Origin of the sequence: Phaeodactylibacter xiamenensis (genome assembly GCF_000759025.1) — a bacterium.
GTDB classification, from domain to species: Bacteria; Bacteroidota; Bacteroidia; order Chitinophagales; family Saprospiraceae; genus Phaeodactylibacter; species Phaeodactylibacter xiamenensis.
Map to the genome: position 1 here is coordinate 83,763 of NZ_JPOS01000077.1, position 23,054 is coordinate 106,816.

Genomic DNA, 23,054 nt, shown 5'->3' on the forward strand with positions numbered 1-23,054 from the left:
TTGCTTGCAGGGCTGCTCAGTTTTGGGCAGCCCTTTTTCAATTCGCTTAGAAATCAAAGTCCAGTCTCATCGTCAAATTGCGGGGCGCTTCCATAATGCCCGGCCGGGGCGAGTAGGCTTCATTGAGCAGGTTGTTGAGCAGCAGGGAAAGTTTAACAGACTCGGTGAGCTTATAGCTGCCGCGGAGGTTGACCACGGTAAAGCCCCGGTCGTTGCGCTCCCGGAAGTCCCGCAGCCCGTTGATGAACAGCAGGAATGCCGCATCAATGGCTTCGATCTGGCTGTTGTAGAACGTCTCAACGCCAAAAGACGCCTTTTTGTAATCCGCCTGCAGGTCGAGCTTGAACAGGTGGCGGGAGCGGTACTTCAGGATATTCTCATCTAAAGACGAATTGTTGGCGTTGATTTGCCCCTGTGTGCGGTCTTGGCCGGCAGGGACGCGGGTCGTATCAAAGGCTTCAAAACGCGGATCAACGTAGGTGTATCCAGCTAGTAAGCTTACCGGAAGACCTAAAATTTCGCCTCTGCCAGCGGCGGTGACTTCGAATCCATCAATCTGGGTATCCCCGATATTGATGGCCTGAAAACTAAAGCCTACGATATTGAACTCCATCATATCAAAGTAGCGGGAGCGGAAAACCGCAAAGTCCAGAAACCCTTCAAAATTGGAAATCCGGAAGCCTTGCTTAACGCCTAATTCTGCTGTCCAGCCGGTTTCAGATTGCAAGGTGGGATTGGGTACAATGCGTAGCGCGCCGGCTTCTGTCACGATATATTTTTCAGCTACGGTAGGGTAGCGGTAGCCCTGTCCCCAGCTCGCCCGCAGGAAGGTCGCCTTGCCGGCCTGATAGTTGAGCCCGAGGCGCGCCACGGGTTTGGCTTCCTCCTCATCGGAAGGGTCCACCGTGCCGCCATCGTACTCGAATCCCGGATTGCGCAGCACATTACGCTCGTAGCGGAACCCTACCGACGCATTCAGTTTGCCAAAAAACTCCTTATCGAATTGGGCGTAGGCCGCCAGGTTGCGGGAGGTGAAGGTGGTGTCGCCGTACAGCTCCGCTTCGATATCCGTGCCTGATCCGACCAGGCCGGCTGTGAAGACCAGGTCTGCTGCTGCCATCCGGCGCTGGAACTGATACTCCGCGTAGAACATATCCGAGAAATTGCTCTGATTAAGGTCGTTCTCATTGTCGATATTGTAGAAGCGGCTCAGGATGCGGTGGCGGTTGTTGGCGCCATCGTAGTAGGTGACAGTTGGGTCTATATTGTAGCGCAACCGGCGGCGGCCACCGAGCGTATTGGGCCCCGGCTGATAAGCGGCGGTATCGCTGGCCCAATAAAAAAAGGAGGCGGTCTCCCCGGCATTAATATTGGCATTCAGCCCGATGGTCAGGCGGTCGGTAGCGCGATAGCGGGTGCCTACATTGAAGCGGCCGGTGCGGCGGAATGCTCCTTCGTTGTAACTCTCTTCATTCAGGTAATAGCCGCCCATAACCAGGTCCAGCTTGCCCATCTTACGGCGGTGGGCCACACTCGCTCCGATGGTGCGCGGTGCGGTATCCCACCATTTCAGACGTTCATCTTCGGGGCTGAAATTATGGGTGTAAAAGACCGCTGCTTCGGTCTCCGGTGCTGATTTGGCGTAAGCTGTACGGACGTTGATGATGCCGTTGAGTGCGGAAGAGCCGTATAAAGCCGAGCCCGCGCCCTTGACCACTTCCACCTGCGCGATATTTTCGATCGGCACATCGTCCCAGTTGGGGAAGCCGGCATCGGCAGATAGGATAGGAATATCATCCACCAGCAGCAGCACCCGGCTGCCAGCGCCTTGTGAATAGCCCGAGCCGCCCCGGATATTCGCCTGCCCGTCGATGATGGTGACGCCCGGCAGTTTCTCCAGCGCCTCGTCAATGGATACCTTGCCCGTGTTCTCAATCAGGTCAGGTTGAAGGACTTCCAGGGAGACGGTCACCTTGCTGAGCGGCTTTTCGAATTTACCGCTGGTTACGGTAGCGGTTTCGAGCACGGTAGCGCGGGGATCAAGCGCCATATTTAGCTCAATGGTGCCCCCTTCCGGTAGGTTTACTTCTGTTTCATAGGTTTCATAACCCACATAGCTGGCTTTCAGGAGGTGTTTGCCTGCATCGGCCTCCAGCTCGTAGAACCCATCGAAGTTGGTTACCGTACCCTGACCTTGCAGGCTGATGGTCGCTGCAATCAGAGGCTCCCCGGTTTTGGCGTCCGTCACCCGGCCGGTGAGCAGGGTTTGCTGAGCGGTAAGGAAAGCGGAAAAGGACAGAAAAATTAGCAGAAGGTAGTACTTGGTCATATGCAATGAATTAGGCACAGCACTTAAAAGTAGTGGCTGTGGATGATCTCCAAAATGTTCAGGGTGCTAATTTCAGGGCGTGTGGAAGCACAAATCTAAGGCATTCGTGTTACTTGACAAGCAAGTTCCTGAAAAAAATCGCTTTGCACGCAGCCGACAGATTCCAATAAATCCATTTAGCTTTCCCAAAAGTTTTCTAACTTCGGCAGCTAAATAGAGTTGATAAAAGTAAATTTTATGTGCCCATGATTCATCTTTTCTGCCAGCTCTGCATCACGTCCTCACCTTAGTAGCTTAGGCTACTAGGTTCCGGGCGCTCTTTGATCTGACAAAAAAGCTTGATCCATGACCTACACAAAACCTACATTCATCAACTCTAATTCTTTACCAAACAACACGATTATGAATCGAATTGTACTGATTTTCTTGGGGGTTATCCTCGCCAGCGTTGGGTACGCACAGGATTGCCAGCCGGACGAAACAGTTCCGGATTCGGTGGTGGTTGCTCCACTGCCTTACAATGAAATGCTCCGTCCTGACGGAGGCATCAAAGATACGGCATGCGTAGGCAGCCCATATGAGTTTGTCTTTACATTCAATATTCCGGCAATTTACAATGTGAGCGGGTTTGAAGTGCCGCTCATTGATGTGAGCATCCCTGCGGAAGATGGGATTGATAACTTGCCGGCCTCTATGGATTATGTTTGTAATCCGCCCAACTGCGTGTTTGCCGCCGAGACTAAAGGCTGCATCCTGGTGTCTGGTACAGCCACGGCTGATGAAGTAGGACAGCATGACCTGACGATCGCAGCAGTTATTAATGCCGGGCTCGAACTTCAAGTTACGGTCCCGGGCGATCTGGAGGCAGATGCCCACTACTATCTTTTTGTAAAGGAAGAAGGCGGCACCAACTGCTTCTCCAACACCAACGAGGCCTTTGCAGCTGACTTTGAGCTGAGCAACCGCCCCAACCCATTCGGGGACCTCACGCAGGTGGTGGTGGATGCCAAACAGTCGGGCATGTACCAGTTCTTCGTTACGGATTTGCTGGGTCGTCAGGTGCACCAACAGCAAATTCAGCTGATCGAAGGTGAAAACCATATCGACTTCAACGGTAGCCAACTGGCAGAAGGCATGTACCTTTACGGTATCACCGATGGCCGCCACGCCGCTACTTCCAAAATGATTATTAACCGGTAGTACCCCTGCCGGGTCTCCAAGAATTCAGTCCTTCTGACAAGGAGCGGGGTGCTGCCCACCCTGCAGCGTGAAGCCCCGCTCCGACACCCTATAAAATTTTCTTTACTGGCAAACCGTTCTTGTACAGCGCCTTGTGCTGCACAAGGGCGGTCTTGTTATTTAAAATTCAGAAGGACATGAAGTACTTATACCTAACCATCCTGCTTTGGGGGCTTAGCCTTTCGGCGAAAGCCAACTGCCCCGGCTGTACGGTCAATCTCCCCGCTCTCCCGGAGGATACCATCTACATTTCGGCTGCCCCGGACGGGCAGGTCGGTCAATTTTACAGCGAAGACCTGTCGTTCCGCCTGCCCCAAACCACCACGCCGGTTAATGCCACCGACCCGGATACGCCTCCGGGGCTCCCAATTTCCCAAATGACGATCAGCTCTGTGGCGAATGTGCCGCCTGGGCTGCAGTGGGAAGCCAATCAGCTGGCCTTCGACGTTAGTGAGGTGACGGATGGCTGTGTGCGCTTCTGCGGGACGCCTCTGATTCCGGGGCTGTATGAGGTGGAAGTCATCATTTCGGCTCAGGTTTTGGTGGCTACGCAGACCTCGGCGGTGACCATTCCTATTCTTATCCTGCCCGGACAGGTCATTTCAGAAGGCTTTACTATCGACAATACCTCGGGTTGCGGAGAAGTGGTGGCGAACTTTATCAATAATGTGCCTTCCAACGGCACCGATGGCTTCAGCTATATCTGGGACTTCGGCAACGGGCAAAGCTCCACCGCTGAAAATCCGGGCACGCAGGTTTACGATACACCCGGCGAGTACGGCGTAAGCTATCAGGCGATTGTGGACACCTTCGGGCATCAGCTGACGGAGGTGGTCATCACGGATGTGGACTGCAACGATATCTTCGGGGGCGCGCCCGACCTCGTTTTGGAAGTCTACAACCCGCTGGGCGACAAAATTTTTGCCTCTGATGTCGTGCAGAATGCCAGTCTGCCTGTTGTTTTTGCGCCTGGCATTTTCATCGAAAACGGCCCCTACCAGATTCAGGTCGTGGATGACGATCAGGGGCTGGACGGAGGCGATGACGTCTGCGGCGTTTTTGGCTTTGTGAAGACTTCAAACGGGGAGCTGGAAGACGATGGCGCTACGGTAGACATTACCATCATCAATCCTGTTGACACCATCCGCTCCGAAGGCATCATAACAGTCTACGAGCAACCGGAAAAGCCCGAACTGCAGGGCTATAGCGGTGAGGATCTCTGCGATGGCGACTCCCTGACGCTGATGACCAACTACACCGAAAACACCCAATGGTACCTCGACACAGTGCCCCTGTTTGAGGCGAATGGCGATCTGCTCTCTGTGGGCGAAAGCGGCTTCTACTGGGTCACGTACACCAATGCTGATGGCTGCAGCGCCACTTCTGACACCCTTTTGCTGGATTTCAACGACCTGCCGGCTTTCCCTATCTTCCAGATCGAGCAAAACCTGCTCTTTCTGCTGGATCCGGACACCCTGCCTGATCCCTACGAGCTGCAGTGGTACCTGGATGAGCAGCCCCTGGAAGGCGGCAATGATTTGGAATACTGCATCAGCACCTCAGGCAGTTACACCCTGGAGGTAGTCAATCCGCTTACGGGCTGCAGCCGATCATACACCCAAAGTATGACCTATGACCCCGATTTCCCCAACTGCATGCCGGTAAGTGTGGAAGAGGCGGCGCTTCAGGCTTTAAAGGCTTACCCAACGCTGCTTGCCCCCGGTGCGCCGGTTTGGATCAGCGGGGATATGCCCGGCGGCCCAATGAATATCCGGTTGATGAATACGCTTGGTCAACAGCTGCAATCGTGGCGGTTGGAAGGGGGCGATGTGGGCGAAACGCTGCGGCTCGACCTCCCGATATTAGCCACCGGCGTACATTATTTACAAATTCAGACCAAAGCTGGCGGGAAGACGATCCCGGTCGTCATTCAATAGGCTTTTGAAAGCTGAGATTAAAAAAGATTGTGTCTTAACTGTTAAAATATATGAAAAATCATATATTGAGGGGCTAAACAAGCAAGAGCAACCTAAAAAGCCAGGGCGCGTTGTTCGGTCCGGAGCAGCTATTGATTTGGTACTCAGCAGGGTATCTGAAAAAAGTGTAGCTTTGCGGGCTGAACACTGCGCATAATCCCAAACTGAATTCGGCACCGCAAGTCTGAACTCCAGGTCTTAGATAGTCGGTCCGATGGTGGAATATCCCACCGTACTCTTGCGAACCCTGAATTATGACAGTTGAGATTAGAAGAAAAGAAATAGGCAACCTTCTACTTGAGAACATCCCGGAAATCCCTGTCTTGCTGAAAGACAAGCTACAATTGTATCAGCAGACGCGCGAGGCGGCTTTGGCCGATTGGCTGCCCGATGGCAGTGGGTTACTGATCTCAACCCGGTTTGGAGAAGCTGCACAGATTCACGAAGTGGTCCGCCCCGGGCACTTCCGTAAACAACTGACCTTTTTTGACGAGCCGGTTTATATTGCCCGCACCTGCCCCGATGCTGACCGTCAGGGGTTCCTGTTTGCGCGGGATACCGGTGGTAACGAGGCTTATCAGCTGTACTTCTATGACTTACGGAAGCAGGAATACGAAATGCTGACGGATGGGGAATCCAAGCACAGCAGTGGCGTATGGAACCGGGAGGGCAGCGCTTTTATTTACAGCAGTACCAAGCGCAACGGCATTGATCAGGATTTGTACCTCTACGACCTGGCAGGTGGTACAGGCGAACGACTGGCCTTTACCGGCAAGGGCTATTGGTACCCGGTCGCCTGGGCATCAGGCGGGCGGTATGTGACCGTTATCAACTACCGGTCGATCAATGAAAGCCACTTGCATATTCTGGATGTGGAGACGGGTATGTTGCAGACCATTCAGGCTGATCCGAATATTGCCTGCCGCTCCGGCAGCTGGTCCGCCGACGGCCGCCGGATTTACTATACGTCTGATGCCGATAGCGAATGGCGCGGGCTGATGTTTTACGACCTGGATACACAATCGAAGCAAAAGATTACTCAGGGGCTGGACTGGGAAGTGGAAGGCTTGCAGCTTTCTGCCGATGGCACACAGCTGGCCTTTGTTATCAATAAGAACGGCATTTCCGAATTGTACCTTTACGATACGGCCCGGGAACGCTACGAACGCGTCGAAGTCCTCCCGGAAGGCGTCATTGCCGATATGCGCTGGCACCCCAAGGCCCTGCGCCTTGCCCTGACCATCAATACGCCTCAGGCGCCGGCCGATGCCTATGTGCTGGATGTGGAAACGATGGACCTGCAGCAGTGGACCTTTTCAGAAGTGGGTGGGTTAGACCGCAAAGGGTTTGTCAAGCCCAGGCTCATTCATTATCCGACTTTTGATCAGGTAGGGGGCAAAGACCGGGAGATTCCTGCCTTTTATTACCGGCCGGAGCCACAAGATGCGCCCATGCCCGTGCTGATATACATCCACGGTGGCCCGGAGAGTCAGTTCCGGCCTGGCTTTTCACCGGCTTTTCAGTACTACCTTAAAGAACTTGGCGTGGCTGTGCTCGCTCCGAATGTGCGGGGCTCTTCGGGCTATGGGAAGCACTACCTCAAGCTGGATAACGGCTTTAAGCGGGAGGATTCTGTGCGGGACATCGGGGCACTGCTTGACTGGATTGAACAGCAGCCCGAACTGGACAGCCGTCGTGTGGCGGTTATGGGCGGTTCCTACGGTGGCTACATGGTGCTGGCAAGCATGTCGCATTACAACGACCGTCTTTGTTGCGGGATTGACATCGTGGGCATCAGTAATTTCATTACCTTCCTGAAGAATACCAAGTCTTACCGCCGCGATCTTCGCCGGGTGGAGTACGGGGATGAGCGTGATCCGGCTATGCGCCGGCATCTGGAGCAGATTTCTCCGACGACTAATGCTCATAAGATCACCAAGCCGATGCTTATTGTGCAGGGGCAAAATGACCCAAGGGTGCCGGCCAGTGAGGCGGAGCAAATGCTGCGGGCAATCCGTACGAATGGGGGAGAGGCGTGGTACTTGCTGGCTAAGGATGAGGGGCATGGCTTCCGGAAAAAGTCGAATCGTGATTTTTACAATCAGGCGGTGATCTTATTCCTGCAGACTTATCTGATGCAGCCGCTGGAGGTGGGGGTGCCTGAGGCGTTGGTGACGAGTTAGGGCTTTGATTGCAATTGAATTTGAGGTGAGTTCATGATATAGGGCGTAATGTGCGACTTCTACGAAGTCGGTTAGCATTGGTGCTGCTTGTGTTACTAAGGTGTGACTTCTACGAAGTCGGCTAGTGTGGGTTTTGCTATGGAAGAGTGGGGTGTAATTCTGCCTGGCACCGCTGCGGTGGCCAGATTCTGCGAAGTCTTATGCCTGTTAAGTTGCCGGAGGCATCTCCGTTTGGGTTGTCTGTTTTATTCGTTTTTTTAGTCACCAGATCATTATGAATGCACCGCTAATGGAGTGCTATTACAATCAGCGCAGTGCCCGGCTGGCCTTCCGCAAAACCACGGAAGCAGATATTCCGTCCTGGTCGGTTTTCTTTACAGGTAATGACCGGCTGCATTTCCTGGGCATGCCTCTGGACGGTACGCCCATGGAGCTCTCTGCCTGGTGGATTCACAAGCAAGCAGAGCGGTACCGGGACACGGGTTTTGGGCACCTGGCGGCTACGCTGCCATCGGCGGGCGGGCTCATTGGCATGGCGGGCGTCATTCCCCGTGACCTGGACGGGGAAACTTTTTACGAAGTGGCTTACTCCCTTATGCCCGGCTACTGGGGACAGGGCTACGGCACCGAAATGGCGCAACAGATGAAGAGCTGGGCTTTCGAACACCTGCCGGTGGAGCAGGTCATTTCCATTATCCATAAAGACAATTTGGCGAGTCAGCACGTTGCCCGCAAGAATGGGCTGCTGCCCTGGAAGGAGACGGATTACAGCGGAATGCCGGTGGTGGTGTACAGGGGGCTTAGGTAGGGGATGGGCCTGAGTACTCAACTCTGCACATCAGAAGCTTGTTAGGTGTTCTGTATTCAGGTGGCCGAATTCTTAGATGTGCGGATCACGGTCCTACCAATTTACCCGAACCAGGCCAAAACCACAAATCAAAGCTCGAATGGCGATAGAAAAATCAACACCGGCTTCCGGCCTTTCCAGGAGAGGGGCTCCCCTGGCGGTCTCCGCTGCCCGGGTGGACATGGACCTCTTCTTTGAAGCTGCTCAAAATCTGTACGATCCGGAGGAGAATCCCGAAGGGTACTTCACCCTGAATGTGGCGGAGAATGCCCTGATGATCCCGATGATGAAGGCGCGCATAGATAAAATTTTGCAGCAGGGCGCTGTTCCCGAATGGGCCTTCCAGTATACCGATCCGAATGGGCACCCGGAAGTCCGGGAGACCGTGGCGGCATTTATGGAGCAATACCTGTGCCAATGTCCCATTGCGCCTGATTCCATCGCCTTTTCTGCCGGTGCTGCAGCGACCATAGAGGTGAGTACGTTTATGCTGGCCGATGAGGGGGATGTGGTGGTGATTCCGGCCCCCGCTTACCCCATGTACACCAATGATGTGGGCTTGAAAAGCGGATTGCAGCGCTACGATTTGCAAACGCATCACCATCCTGCCGATCATGGGGATCTTTCCCCCCTGACCACCGCACACCTGGATGCTGCCTGGGCGGATATCAGCGGGCAGGGGCAAAGGTTCAAAATCCTGCTGCTGACTTCACCGGATAATCCCACCGGCTGCATGTACTCGGAACAACAGCTGAGGGAGATTGCCGAGTGGTGCATGGCACATGAGGTGCACCTGGTTGTCAGTGAAATTTACGGCTTATCATTGGTGAATATCGAGGACGGTGACATCCGGGCAGATTATACGCCGGCAACGGTGCCCCAATCTTTCGCACAGCTCATGGCGGAGCTTCAAAGCGATTACCTGCACCTCTGGTACGCCCTGTCCAAGGATTTTGCCATGTCAGGGTTCCGGTTTGGTATCGTACATTCCTTGAATGAAAGCTTCCTCAAGGGTTTTGGGAATGTCAATATCCCGCAGATGGTTTCCAACCTTGCGCAGTGGGTGATCGGGGAGCTGATGAAAGACCACGCCTTCCTGGAGCGCTACATCGCAACCAACAAAGCCCGGCTTACCGGGAGCTACAAAGCAGTCGTCAAGGCCCTTCGGGAGTTGGAAGTGCCCTACGTCCCCAGCCGCGGCAGCCTGTTTGTTTGGGCTGATTTTTCCAAATACCTGAAAGAGGATAGCGAAAAGGGGAAGGAAGACCTTTGGATGGACATTTACCACAGTACCGGCATACTGCTGACGCCCGGTGCCGGATTCCAGCATAAGAAGTATGGGGTGTTTAGGATAGTGTATACTACATTGCCTTTGAGCCATTTGGAGGTGGCGCTGGAGCGGTTGAAGACTTTTTTTCAAGACCGGGCCAGTTGATTCACTTCCTTTCAGTTTTGTTTTTACAGAACTGTGGCAATGTGTCTTTTCTTACCATTTTTTGCAAATTAATAAATAGAAATTCTGACAAAATTCTGACTTGTAAAAATATTTTTAGTTAATATTTTCTTAAAAAATCCGGGGTCAAAACAACATTTGCATTTCCAAGGTTAGGCGTGTCATTTTTCACTTCAAACTATGAATATGACACTGTCAAAGACCTTGTTGTCAGGAGCATTCCTGTTCCTGGCCACCATGTTCACGCACGCCTACGCACAGCAGAGCGCTGCCATTCAGGAGATGCTCGATCTCGAAGCCGATCAGTATTTTGCCGACCGGGACAGCGCTTACCTTGATCCCTACTACGGATTGAAAAAGCTGATTTATGGAAATAAGCGCTTTGCAGAGAACAAGAGTATCAAACCGCGTCAGACCGACGAAGACCTGCGCAACAACGAGCTGGGGCAGAAGCCTTTTGCTACGATTATTGGCTGTGCGGACAGCCGTGTGCCCAATGAGATTATTTTTGATCAGGGGGTGGGAGACCTCTTTATTACCCGTACAGCTGGGCAGGTGATGGCTGAAGCTTCTTATGGGACCATTGAGTACGCCACGGTAGTGCTGAATACCCGTCTGATTGTTGTGCTGGGCCATGAATCCTGCGGAGCCGTAAAGGCAGCCATGCAGCTGCCGGAAAACCCTCCGGGCCACGTGGTGACGCTCATCAATGCCATTAAACCCGCTTCCCTTTATGCGAAAGACAACGCAACAGGCGAGGATGACATGCTGGATACCGCCGTTCGTAAGAATGTACTGGAGCAGGTTGAACTTCTCCGGGTCTGGAACCGGTACTGAGCCGCAAGTTTGCAAACGGTGAAGTCCTCATCGTCGGCGCAGTGTACAACCTGCACTCCGGTCAGGTGGAGTTTTTGGAAGAGACGATCAAGTCACTGCCAAAATTTGTTCAATAGCCTATGAAAAAACTGCTGTTACTACTGCTGTGTGCATGGCTTGCCAGCCCGCTTGCGGCCCAAACTGTTGAAGAAGACAAACTGGGAGCCTGGTACATGTACTTTTACAATGCCAGGTTTGGAGATGGCCCCTTCGGGATTCAGGGCGATTATCAGTTCCGATTCTGGAACTTCGGCAATGACCTGGAGCAGGTGCTGATCCGAAATGGATTGACGTACACCCCAAAGGATGCTGGTGTAACCTTCACACTGGGCTATGCGAGTATCACAACGGGCACACCGGGAGAAAGCACCAACACGGTCCATGAAAACCGGATTTATCAGGAAGCTATTTTTTCCCAGCGGCTGGGTGGCCGTTTTCTGCTTACCCACCGTTTCCGGTCGGAGCAACGCTGGCTGGAGGATCAGGACTTCCGTACCCGCTACCGGTACAATATTTTTGTGAATGTACCGCTCAATGCCACCGATTTTGGGAAGGGAGTCGTCTACCTGGCCCTGTACAATGAGATTTTCATCAATGGTCAAACCGATATTGGAGACGGCCGCGAAGTGCAATATTTTGACCGGAACCGGACCTATCTTGGTATTGGGTTCGGGCTGCGTGACAACCTGCGCATCCAACTGGGTGCTATGAATCAAACCACCGCCAACTGGAGCAAATGGCAGGCACAATTCAGTGCGCACCATAACTTCTCCTTTAGATAAGATTTTATCGTAAAAGCCAAAAATGAATTGCACCCTGTACGGTTTATACTGACGATTAAGTGGTTTGCCGCAGCAAACCTACTTAATGTCAGCATTTACGCTGGGAAGTGTCTTGCGCTTGCCCTGATAAGCTATGCTTCGTTAGTGGTCGATGTCGCAAATCTAAGATTCCAGACGATGAATGTCTGGACTGTAAGCCCAGACGATGAAGTCTGGATCAAAGACCCGACATTTATCGTTCCCCGTGCTGGCCGTCAGCGCCCCAGTAGGTGACCACTTCGTATTGCGTATATTCGGTACAGGGTGTGTTTGTTAGGTAGTACCGGTCCGGCTAGACCTTCCTTTGCACAAGGAACATTGGTGCAGGGATGCCCATTCGGGGTATTGGTCAAACCGCTTCCTGCTCACGGTCGGGGAAGAAGTATTTTGTGGTGGGGGCAAGCAAGCTAAAGTCAAAGATGACATCGGAGGGGGGCGTAATAATTCTTAGCGAAAGCAATGAAGCAGACTGAACCCGACATCAAGTACTACTTTCCCCGATTAGCAATACGCTTCATATCTATAGCCAGGCCTTCTGTGATTTCCAACTGATCCTCCCAGTCGTAAATGCGCCACGCGTTGTTGCCTTGTTCGGCAATCAGCACCTTTCGGGTATCTGTAAAAATCCAAACGACTTTGGCTACGCCAAATTGAATCAGGTCCTCTGTTTTTTCATGGTAGTACCCTAAAGGGTTGCGGACTTCCTGAAGATCTGCTTTGGTATCGATCTCGATCACTAATTCAGGGGGAATATCCAAATACTGATCGTTTAAGTCTTCCACCAAGTCCGATTTGATTACGGCTATATCCGCTGCTCTCCAGGCGTTTTTGCCAAAACGCAGCCCGAGCTCGTTCGTAAAGATCAGGTATTCATTTCCATAAAAGGATCGGAGGAGATAGATCAACTCTGCAACAATGAGCGCTTGTAGTTTGCTGCTACCCATGATTTCATCCATTTGCTTGTTACCGGTCAGGTAGTCCTTGTAGCCTTGGTAGTAAATGGGCTTGCCGCCAACCATTTCATAGACCAGACTTTTAGGGATTTGCTCGGTAGCTTGTTCCATCATTTGACGATTTATTGAAATGGTAAACAATCTGGGGGCAGTGTAAGTTCCCTGTGCTATTTTATCCAGGTGCTGCAGCTCAGAAACAGGCAGAACTAGCAGTGCCCAGCATTTAAAGCCCCCATCCTGTCGTCCAGTTTCCCGCTGGGCGATAGGTTACCTAAGCCCTGGCCTATATCAACCCATCGCCTCGCTGGAAGCGCGACGACGGGAGTGGGGCGAAGTCAATGCAAAAAACATAACACTCACTCAGTCAGCAGCATCATTGACACCCGCTGCCCGTACATTCGTTCAGTAGTCGCCCGGGCTTGCAGGAGGATTTGTATCTTTCTGCCGTTTCCAGGATATGTTAAACCTTGTAGCTTATGACTAAACGCGCGCTTACGCTGATTGTGGGGTTGTTTTGACTAAAGATCACTGCAACAAAAACAGGCGCAAACGTCCAACTTTCTAAGCACAAAAAAAACAATAGAATGCCGATAACAAACCTCTCTATAGGAATTGCAGTAGTGTTCATACTGACTTCCTTTACTCTACAGGGGCAAAATGACAATAGCTTGAGCAAGGCATTAGAGTATAAAATAAAACAAAAGGTCTTACAAGATTTACAAGCCTCAAAGTATCTGCTGCTTAGCCAAAGGGCGGATAAATTGTCTAAACCCATGGATCGAGGCTTTTCGACTAAGGTTTTTTTTGTTTCTGGTTTTGTTCAGGTTCTTCCAAAGGTAGCAATACGCCGATCGGCACTTAAAATACCAAGTGAAGAGGGTTGGAGGCTATTTACAGTAGAATTTCCGACTGAGGCCCATATTAACGGGGATTTTTTCCGATGGGTAGGGCATATATTTAGTGTTTCTCCACTTTTCTACAAGGATATAGCTCTAGTTGCCGTCACAGAAAAAGAAAATGTAGTTTTATTAAACAGTTGGTCCAGCAGAGACTACTCTATTGAGAAATATTTCCAATTCCGTTCTGATAAGCCCGAATCTTACATACCGTACTTAAAAATACAATTGTATAGGCAGAACCCTGATAATATGTTTTTTAGGAGTCATAAGCTTGATACACTGCTATTCGAATGCATTTCGACTTATCATAATGGTATTAAATCAATTCATTGCCGTACACTTTTAGCTCGGCAAAAAGTTCATTGAAAGTTTGGAAAGAGAGACAGAAAAAATAAGGGTTTTCTGAGATTTTAAAAATCTTTGCAGAAAACCCTTTCAAAATGCCGTTCTGCAAAGATCTAAAAAATGGTTGATAAAGCATCAATCTGAGGTTCCACAAGGCAACGCCTTGCGTCGATTAACCGTCTTATCTGGTTTATTAGGTGCCTTAATCAAAGGTGGCCGGGCATCTTTATCAGAGTTGGGCCGCCATATGGAAGACCCCACTGACCTGGAAAGTCGGGTCAAGAAGGCCAAGCGTTGGTTGCAAAATAAGTGGACCGATGTCACGGTACACTTTATACCCTACCTTCTTCCGATTCTCCACTCTCTGAGCAAGGCTGGAGAGTTAGTTCTGGCCATCGATGGCTCCTGTGTGGGCAAAGACTGCATGGCGCTGATGGTCAGTGTAATCTGGCGCAGGCGAGCCATTCCCATTTGTTGGGTAGTTCGTAAAGCTCCCAAACTGCCCTTCCCGGAACACATGCACGTGGCCATTATCGGTCAAGTGGCGATGCTTATGGACAGTATCCTGGAACAGGATTGCCGGATTTTCCTGCTGGGAGATGCCGAATTCGACGGCTGCGAGTTGCAACAGTCTTGTTTGGCTCACGGTTGGGAGTACGTGCTAAAAACGGCGAAGGATACTTTGGTAGCCGATCATCCGAACATGGAGAATGCTTCGGCTTTTGGCCATTTGGCCGCAAGTATCGGTCAAAAAAGCTTGTTCCTGCCCCAAATGTATGTGACTAAGCAAGGGTTTGGGCCAGTCAATGTCTTGTTCTGGCATGACCGGACCCGATATGACCGACCTTTGTATCTGTTGACCAGCTTGGAATATGGCCCGCAAGCCGAAACATATTACCGAAAGAGGTATCACATTGAAACCTTTTTCGGCGATATCAAATCTCGCGGATTCCACATTCATAAAACCAGGATTGAAGAGCCTCAAACCTTGTTCAATCTCTTGATCGTGGCTAGCCTGGCTTTCATCATCTGTATCTTGTTCGAGTTTGATGCCCGAACCTCAGCCCAGTTGGGTAAATTCTGCCGTAAAGACCGAATCGATAGCTTGTCCGTGTTTCAGATTGGACTGAGGGCTGTCCGATTTTATGTCAGGCATGCTTTAAATCTTTCTTTCCAATTTTCAAAGAACTTCCCGTAAAATAAAAGTGTACGGCAATGAATAAATCAAAACAAATTATCAAAGTCCCAAAAGACACGCCGAGTAAGTTCAAAATAGAAACTACTGAAAGATTATCGGGGGCTTCCGAGAACTATATTTCTTCAATCATCGGAAAATATAAACCCGCCCCCTTCAAAAACTACGAAGAGAAGAAGCAGTACCTACAGGCCCATCTGATGAGCAACATCTACCTCTACAAGCTCAGGCAAAAAATGGATACGATACCAGAAGGGCAGGACTTTGATCAGCTTAGAGACAGCCTTTTGCCTGCTTACGACGAATACTTGGACCGTTGCCTGCCTCTGCACTACGGCTGCTGTTGGGTAGACTACGAAAAGGTTGAAGCGCTTAAATCTCACCTGCCAATAAATACCCGGTTTTTAATGGAAAGGCGTGGCCGTTTTCAAGTAGTAGTGGGAGAAGGCCGCCCTTTCAATAAACATGTAGAGTTCTATAAATTCTACGTGGATACGACCCTAATGCTGACTAAAAGGCCTGACCCGCAGTTTGAAAGGGCGCTAGGCTACGATGGATATAAGAGGGTGCGCTATGATTTGTTTTACCACCCTTGGCTCAAGGGGACTGGTGACGAGTTTTACCCACCGCCACCGCGTGTTTTGCATCACGGGGAACTGGACCCATGGTGGCTATCCGGTTGTACCATGGGTACAAGCTATGACACTATAAGTGGACATTACTATCTGCCCTACCGAAGTATTTCCGCCCCGGTAAATCATTATTTACTGGCATTGGACACGGAAACCCGCGATGTTTTTTTCGTCAGCGGCAAGGATATTTTCCTGTCCGAGGTAGGGCCGTTGTACACAAGCATGAAGGTCAAATGGGATAACAGCAAGCGCATCCTGAATTTTGATGATACCAATTACTACTTATTGAAGGATAGCGATTACCACCGGTACACCTACATTCAAGACCGCCTCTACCGCTACCTGGTAGAACGGCTAGACCGCAGCAACGTCACCTACGAAGATGAGGAGAAGGTAGTGCTGCGCTGCAAGGGAAAGGAATACAAAAAAGAAATCGAACTGGAAGTCACCCTCTACTTTGACGATCCAGAGAATTTGGAGGTCCGGAAATTAGAATAAAAAACAGCCACAGTCCGGGACTCCGGGCTGTGGCTGTACTATGCAAACAATAGGTTCGTCAGAAAATTTACTGCCGCACCACCTTTAGTACTTCCCTGTAGCCATCCTGCGTGAAGACTTCCAGGAAGTAAAGCCCTGCGGGCAGATAGCTGGCGTCCCAGTCTATGGACTGCTCTCCTTCGCGCAGGGGCGTTTGAGCCAGCTGCTGCCCAAACTCATTGAACAGAGCCGCTGTACCATCCGCTGGAAGTGCTGCAGAGAATTGCAGGGTGAAGGTACGGCGCACGGGGTTGGGCACTATGGTGGCCTTGAGGACCTCGGGCTGCGCGTTTTCCCAGTATAGGCTGTCGGGGGCGGAAAGATTGATACCGCCTGAATTGTTTCGGAAGCGAATATCCCCAAAGGTCGCAGAAGCGGAGCCGTTCGGGTCAGTGGTAAATACGGCCAGCCCCATTTCCACACACGAGTTCATGGGCAGGTAAGCCTGATAAAAGGTTTGCCAGGAGGCATTGCTCCAGGTACGGTACCGGGCGCGAATCAAGTCGCCGTCACGTTGCAGGCGCAGCCAATAAGGGAAAGACGCCTGTATCAGCGTGCTGTTTTTAGGCCCGTTGTCTGTAGTACGGATTTCCCGCCGGATCAAATTGGTGAGGTTAGAATACACCGCTACCATCTTAGCGCCCGGGGCATCGCTCTCGCGTATCATCAGTCCGGCGTAACCGCCGTCCACGCTTTCGATACGTGCCTGAATACCACCGTCATTGCATAGCTCTATGTTTGCAAAAGCGAGGTTGTCAGCATTTTGATTCAGGAGGTTGTAGCCGCCGGTGCTTATGGTCAAGTCATCGTTGTTGGGGCTATCGGCAGAGCAGAGGCTGTAGTTGAAGTCGCTGCCATCTCCCTGATCCCCAATATTGGTTGCCGACCATCCTGCAGGCAGTGCGTTGCCTTCCTCTACGGAAACAGTAGCGCTGCATTGGTCTGATGCACCATTGAAATCGGTGATGGTGTAGGTGACATTAATGGTACTGCCAATGTCATCACAGTCGAAGAAGCTCTGGCTGATGGATTCTGAAGCAAGCCCGTCTGCGCAGAAGGTGGTGCTTTCTGAAACCCCAAATGCACCACTGGAGGCCACGGTGTTACCCAGCTCATCGCTCAGGTTGTAAGACCCACCATCACCCCCGCTATCTGAAATGGTGAATACGTAGTCGCCACCAGAGAGGCTAAACGAATCCGTAACGGTCCTATTGGCTTGAAAGAAGGCATATAAACCCTGAGCTATGGTATTACCGCCATCGGTATCGGTCAAGGTCCATCTGGTTTCCGAGGGGAAGCTGTCGAGTGCGATAGTCAGGGTGAAGTTGTTGCCGTAACTGCAGGGGGGGCACCCCATGATGCTATTGCCACCAATCTCCTCAGGCAGTAGGGTGCCCTGCCCATTGGTGTCTAGTACCACTGTCACATCCTGGCAGATAGCAGATGGCGGTGCACAGTATTCGCTTACTCTAAAATCATCGAGCAGAATACCACGTCCGCGTTGTGGCGTTTCATTACTTGTCGTGTCCAATACCAGGTCCAAGCTGTCCTGATCGTTGGCGTCGGTTACGGTAAAAGCAAACTGAAGGTAATCAGATAAGCTTGGCAGCAGAATCTCTTCGGTTGTCCACGTGGACGCCAAATTCTGGTTAGGAGAATATTCCGCAAGTTGTGTCCACTCTCCACCTTCTGCTGTTCTGTACAACAAGTTTAGCGTTGGCTGATAATTCATAATACTGTCCAAAAGAGTTGGGTCAAAATTAAGGCTCCACTTGAAAAGCGAGCCTTCAAACCCAGGGTCAAGATCTTTAACTGATAAGGTCCACTCTCCGTTAAGAGGGCAGCCTTCTAAGCTGGAGAAGTCTCCTTCGGGCTTGTAACTGCCCTCCGGGAAGTAAGAAGCAGAAACTTCAGAGGTCAGGCCGTCAATTAAGCTGGGAACAGTAGTGTAAACGTGAGACGGGGTAAAGCTCAAGTGTTCATCCCTGAGCGTGCCAAAATCGGTACTCTCCATGCTGAAGCAGTACTCATAAGGGGTGCCAGGCGTCAGGTCGTTACGACCTATAAAATCCGTTCGAATAAATGGCTCGCCTAAATGTTCCAAGATCTGGGGAGAAGAAAAGTGTTTAATTATTTTAGCAGATTGCCCATTAGGGCAGGATAGCTCTATATCCAGGTTGTCATAACGTTCGTGCTCCAGGCTAATGCAAACACTGGAAAGCATGGACTCAGTGAGTGTGGCATCCCTCGGGAAGCCACTGAGCTTAATGGTAGAAGGGCTCGTAAGTGGAAAAAAAGGTATGATTCCATCCACCCGGCCAATCGCTAAGTTCTCGTTAGCTACAGCTGTTTGTGGCGACGGACCTACCGACGATATAAGGCCTTCTAAAATGTTATAGGCAAAAGAAACCACAGGAACCTCAGAAAACGAACTGACATCAAATAATGGCGAAATAAGTGTGTCTTTCCTGACTGTTGGACTGATAAATGCCGCCATGTTATCACCATTAAGGGGTTGGTTAGCCAATCCGGTAGTATCGAATACCTTTTCGGGGAACTGCCAGGCTGAGGGGCTGCTGGATTGAAGTGTCCAACATTCTGGTTTGGCTCCAGTACCTTCGAAACCTGTAAAATATGGACTCCTAAGTGTAAGTGTCCAAGGAGAACCACATGAATAGGTTAGTCTAACAGTGGAGGACGGGCGAGAGAGGTGCCCATCGCAAATGGCGATAACCTCAAACCTGTAATTGCCGTCTCGGTCGAAAACAAAGAACTCGCTGTTAAATTGATTAGTAGAAATAAAGCTATACCAATGAGGCGATCCCTCCAGAGCATACCGGACGAGAAAAGAGTCCGCATCTGATGAATCCCAGCTTAGGACAGCAATATTGTCAAAAAGACTAGCTTGAACATTCTGAGGTGGTAAACAATCCTCTTCTTCTTGAATATGAATATTGTCAATCCTGGCAAAAGCATTGTGATACCCTTCAAATCGGACCACGTAACTTTCGGCGTTGGTGTTAAGTTTTGGCAGCGGTATTCTTGCTGTAGCCCAGCCGTTTGTGGGGGTTTTAAAATCCACCAGGACTTTTTCACTCAAAGGCGACGATGAACCAAACGATTGATAGGCCACCCTAAAAGCAGGAGCAGGCTTGAAAGCGATACTGCTGGTACAGAAGCTGGTACTTTCGCTGAAGTCGAAGCTGCCGCCCGATGCGATCACTGCTCCGGTGCCATCTGTAAGGGTATAGGAACCATTGCCATATAAACAGCAAATACCGTCCCTGTCATTAATAGTGAAGGTATAGTCTCCTGGCTCCAGGCTGATGTTCTCTGTAATAGTGCGTGCTGTGTTCGAGAAAAATAAATTATTCCCATCGTAGGGGCCACCGGAAGCTACTATAGCACCGTCAGCATCAGAGACCGTCCACGAAGTTTCATCAGGAAAGCCGTCGACATTGATGGCTAGGGTCAGGTTGAGTCCGTAACAAGAGGAGCAGGGGGCACAGCTGGACCCACCGCAGTCTATGCCACTCTCATCACCGTTTTGGATGCCATCATAGCAGGATGGCGAAACGGTCGTGCTGCAGGTGGTGGGTGCTTCCTCAATCCAGTAATCAAAAGTTAACAGGTGGTTTTCCGCTTCGTTCCAAAGGATAGATGGTGATTCTAAACGGGCTGTGTGCTGTGTGTCCGAAAAGCAGTCATAATTCCCGGTGAAAGTTGCTCTGCGCCCCCCTGTAACCTCTTCAAATAATAACGGGAATCCATCTTGTATCCAGCATCCTTCAGGAGCTGAAGCATTTTCAAAGCCCTGGAATACAGGAAAAGGGGAGTATTCACCACATAAAGTTCTAAATTCTAAGGGCTCTGAAGGATTGCTGAAGATATCGGCGGATCCACAAGACTCAGTGATGACGTAAAAATCGTAAGGGGTATCTGATTCTAATCCCGTAGCCAGATATAGAGAAGTATCAAGCCCTGAGATGGTTTGACCTTGACCGGGTGAAAAACCTCTGAGCCCAATCTCGATGGCGTACTCTAAGGCATCACCGGGAGCACTCCAACTTAATAAAGCAGAAGTTTCAGATAGGCTGTCAACAGACAGTGCTGTTGGCGCTGTACACTGTACCTTTTCATCTGCTCCAATATAGGGATGCGCTGGTCTGGTGTGGCCATCAATATCATCACTAATACCGGGAATGGTTATGCCCTGTCCCTGTACCGCTAAATTGAACCCAGAGAGATGCAGATCATTAGTACTTACGAACACAATGCTGTCAGAGACGGAGTTGGCATTGTAAGATGAAGATGCGGTCTGCCATTCTTCCAGCGAGTTGTAAAATTGGTTGGCCACCACCGCGAGGGCTCCATTGCCGTCAGTGCGGTAGTACAGATTATAGTCGAGCACATCATCGTTATTGGTTGGAGCATCGAGGTCAATGGCTTCCGAAGTATTGGAGATGAAAATGTTGTTCCGAATATCATACCCATCCGAAGAGGAATTGACCCATAGAGCCTGATCATCATCAGCAAGGCCCGTATTGAAAAATAAGTCCACACTATCGGAACCGAATAAATAGTATGCATCCCCGGTACCGAATGCCCGCCCCATATTGTTTGAGACATTTGCTCGATCGGCAGCCCCCATAGATGAAGTATTGATGTCGCTTAAAAAATAAGCAAAAGTTGCGGCGCCCAGAACTTGGTTTTTCTGAACTATTGGTGATTTTGAATTCGCCACCCAGATTCCGTAAGAAGAACCAACAGGCGGCATTTCATGGATTATATTACCGGTTGCAACAGGACTGTTCAGGTTTCGAAAATGAATACCGGTAGATTGAGCTGAAATTTCGCACCCCTCTACGGTGATATTATTTCCATCAGTTACCTGACTTGAAGAACCATTTATCCGGATACCGGTGCCTCCACCGTTAATCTTTACATTTTTGATAAGACCGTTGTTCATGCTGTTGCCGGTGGAGCCTAGTGTAAATTGATTGCCGTTAGCTACAATACCTGCACTGTTGGAACTTGTGTTATTGACATCAATGATACAGTCCTGGATCGTATTAAAATCGGCCTCATTCCAAAGTTGAATGCCCCAGGAAGTCGAGCTGCCCGTGTGCCGGATGGTCAAGTCTTCTATTGTTATATAGTCGGCTCCGTTAAGCTCTACTGCCATAACACCGGAACCAGAGCCATCATAGGTAATTATGGTTTGATCTGCACCTGCTCCGGAGAGTGTCACCGTATTGGTCTCGCTGGCTCCCTCATAAGGGAACAGTTTAATTTGTTCCTGGTAGGTACCTGGGGCAATGTTGAAAATGACGGGGCCGTTTACACCGCAAGTGACTAAGCCGGCGATAGCGTCATGGATTGTCTGGAAGTCAGCATCACCACTACTTCCCACACTGTAGGAACCAGATAGTTGGGATTCACAACCTGAAGAAAAGCCAAAGGGGCCTGCCCAGTCCTGTACCGGAGCGCCAGCGCAGTTGGTCCTGATGTATAAGTCATAGGCAGTCAGAGGGGTTAAGCCTGTTACAGAGATTCCATTGCTGGTGGCATTACCAAAGTTGATTACGTTAGTGCCCTGAGAAGCGCCCTGCGCTACAATTTCCCAATCATAAGAGGTCCCACAGACATCTGTCCAAGTCAGGTCTATTTCGGTTCCTGCTGAGTTGGCGGTGCTCAAAGAGAATGGGGGGATACATTGGGGAGGGGCATCATAAACCGCAATGTCATCAATGGCAGCATCTGAAAAAAAGTCTACTCCTATTGTGCCTATGATCCGGAACTTGAAGTTGGAACTACCGGCATAACTACAAAGCGTAATCTCTGCCTTGAGATAACTGTCCGATTCCGAGGTTTGCTGCTCCCCACTAATAGACCAAAGAGGAGTTGACCAGGTGGCCCCACCATCATCAGAAGCTTCTACGGCTATGCTTCCCATTGATTGCCCATACATATGATAGTAGAATTCGAGAGCAGGGTTGCTCAAGTTGGAAAAATCAAATACGGGCGATTCCAAAATGGCTTGTTTTTCAAAGCAGCTACTCCCTTCCATATAGAGGTACTTGCCAGAGCCACTTGTGTTATCCCCGCTAGGGCCTGTTAGGGAAGAAGTCGTACCATTTGCATCGACAATCCAGTCTGTATCATCATCTGTTACATTTGTAAATCCTCCGGAGAGCGTGCAAATACTAGAGCAGGATTTGTCGCATTCCGTTTCTGTTTCAAATGTTTCCACAAAGGGAAATGAACTGATTTGTGCATTGAGGTTTAGGCCCATGAGTAAGACTAGGCCAAAAAGTAGATTCTTTTGCATGGAGATTAAGTTTGTTAAGGAAAAATATGGTAGTAGGAGCTTAAGTGTTGTTTCGGATATTGCGTTTTGAGCTGCTATCGTCAGAAAAAATCAGTCATACCTTGGTCAACTTGTGCAGGTCTGCGGTTTCTGAATGGGGTCCTGTGAACTCCATGGATATGCCTGATGAACCACCTTTGAGGAGAATAATCAGAGAAGTGGGAAAACGTATGAAGCCTTTTACGGGCTGATTACTAATGAGGCGAAGGATCTTGTGCCCCGCACGGATTAAATACCGGGACAATAAGAAGAATATACAAGACATGAGCGATGAGGCAACTAAAAGGACCTCATCCCAAGAGCTGTTTTTGGAAGGCATGCATATATGTTTTTGTTGTTACATCTACCCACATCTTCTGAAGAGAAAGAAAGTGGAGATGCATGCCTGTAAAACTATTA

Annotated in this window: 13 protein-coding genes; 10 read left to right on the top strand and 3 right to left on the bottom strand. The window is 50.3% G+C overall.

Annotation, left to right across the window (positions count from 1 at the left end; translation table 11 throughout):
- Nucleotides 1-46: 46 nt before the first annotated feature.
- Nucleotides 47-2,329: a TonB-dependent receptor gene (locus IX84_RS19785; RefSeq protein WP_044224769.1), complete on the bottom strand. Its 2,283-nt coding sequence runs from the start codon at nt 2,327-2,329 to the stop codon at nt 47-49.
- A gap of 402 nt (nt 2,330-2,731) precedes the next feature.
- Between IX84_RS19785 and IX84_RS19790 the strand changes: the two genes are divergently transcribed.
- The 7 genes from IX84_RS19790 to IX84_RS19820 all read left to right on the top strand — a co-directional run bounded on the left by IX84_RS19790 (nt 2,732) and on the right by IX84_RS19820 (nt 11,685).
- Nucleotides 2,732-3,529, top strand: a complete 798-nt coding sequence (locus IX84_RS19790) for a T9SS type A sorting domain-containing protein (protein ID WP_160213836.1) — start codon at nt 2,732-2,734, stop codon at nt 3,527-3,529.
- Nucleotides 3,530-3,705: 176 nt separating this feature from the next.
- Nucleotides 3,706-5,505 carry a PKD domain-containing protein gene (locus tag IX84_RS19795; RefSeq protein ID WP_044224773.1) on the top strand — a complete coding sequence of 600 codons (1,800 nt, stop codon included), beginning with the start codon at nt 3,706-3,708 and terminating at the stop codon, nt 5,503-5,505.
- A 293-nt stretch (nt 5,506-5,798) separates the two neighbouring features.
- Entirely contained in the window at nt 5,799-7,727 is a 1,929-nt protein-coding gene (locus tag IX84_RS19800; protein WP_044224776.1) for a S9 family peptidase, read from the top strand.
- A 274-nt stretch (nt 7,728-8,001) separates the two neighbouring features.
- Nucleotides 8,002-8,535 (top strand): GNAT family N-acetyltransferase, encoded by a 534-nt coding sequence (locus IX84_RS31250; protein ID WP_081968857.1) that lies wholly within the window; start codon nt 8,002-8,004, stop codon nt 8,533-8,535.
- Nucleotides 8,536-8,674: 139 nt separating this feature from the next.
- Nucleotides 8,675-10,009 carry an aminotransferase class I/II-fold pyridoxal phosphate-dependent enzyme gene (locus IX84_RS19810; protein WP_044224779.1) on the top strand — a complete coding sequence of 445 codons (1,335 nt, stop codon included), beginning with the start codon at nt 8,675-8,677 and terminating at the stop codon, nt 10,007-10,009.
- A 204-nt stretch (nt 10,010-10,213) separates the two neighbouring features.
- A complete protein-coding gene (locus IX84_RS19815) occupies nt 10,214-10,864 on the top strand; it encodes a carbonic anhydrase (protein ID WP_202965276.1) in 651 nt (216 codons plus the stop codon).
- A gap of 119 nt (nt 10,865-10,983) precedes the next feature.
- On the top strand, nt 10,984-11,685 hold the full coding sequence (locus tag IX84_RS19820) for a DUF2490 domain-containing protein (RefSeq protein ID WP_044224782.1): 702 nt from the start codon (nt 10,984-10,986) through the stop codon (nt 11,683-11,685).
- Nucleotides 11,686-12,212: 527 nt separating this feature from the next.
- Here IX84_RS19820 and IX84_RS19830 read toward each other — a convergent pair.
- A complete protein-coding gene (locus IX84_RS19830) occupies nt 12,213-12,791 on the bottom strand; it encodes a Uma2 family endonuclease (protein WP_044224788.1) in 579 nt (192 codons plus the stop codon).
- A 554-nt stretch (nt 12,792-13,345) separates the two neighbouring features.
- Here IX84_RS19830 and IX84_RS19835 point away from each other — a divergent pair.
- From IX84_RS19835 to IX84_RS19845, 3 genes are all read left to right on the top strand, one after another.
- On the top strand, nt 13,346-13,942 hold the full coding sequence (locus IX84_RS19835) for a hypothetical protein (protein WP_152605155.1): 597 nt from the start codon (nt 13,346-13,348) through the stop codon (nt 13,940-13,942).
- A gap of 103 nt (nt 13,943-14,045) precedes the next feature.
- Entirely contained in the window at nt 14,046-15,119 is a 1,074-nt protein-coding gene (locus IX84_RS19840; RefSeq protein WP_044224793.1) for a transposase, read from the top strand.
- Nucleotides 15,120-15,136: 17 nt separating this feature from the next.
- Nucleotides 15,137-16,246: a hypothetical protein gene (locus IX84_RS19845; RefSeq protein ID WP_044224795.1), complete on the top strand. Its 1,110-nt coding sequence runs from the start codon at nt 15,137-15,139 to the stop codon at nt 16,244-16,246.
- Nucleotides 16,247-16,313: 67 nt separating this feature from the next.
- On the opposite strand, the gene IX84_RS19850 is transcribed toward IX84_RS19845, so the two are convergent.
- Complete coding sequence (locus IX84_RS19850) at nt 16,314-22,616, bottom strand: fibronectin type III domain-containing protein (protein ID WP_081968858.1); 6,303 nt, start codon at nt 22,614-22,616, stop codon at nt 16,314-16,316.
- Nucleotides 22,617-23,054 lie beyond the last annotated feature (438 nt).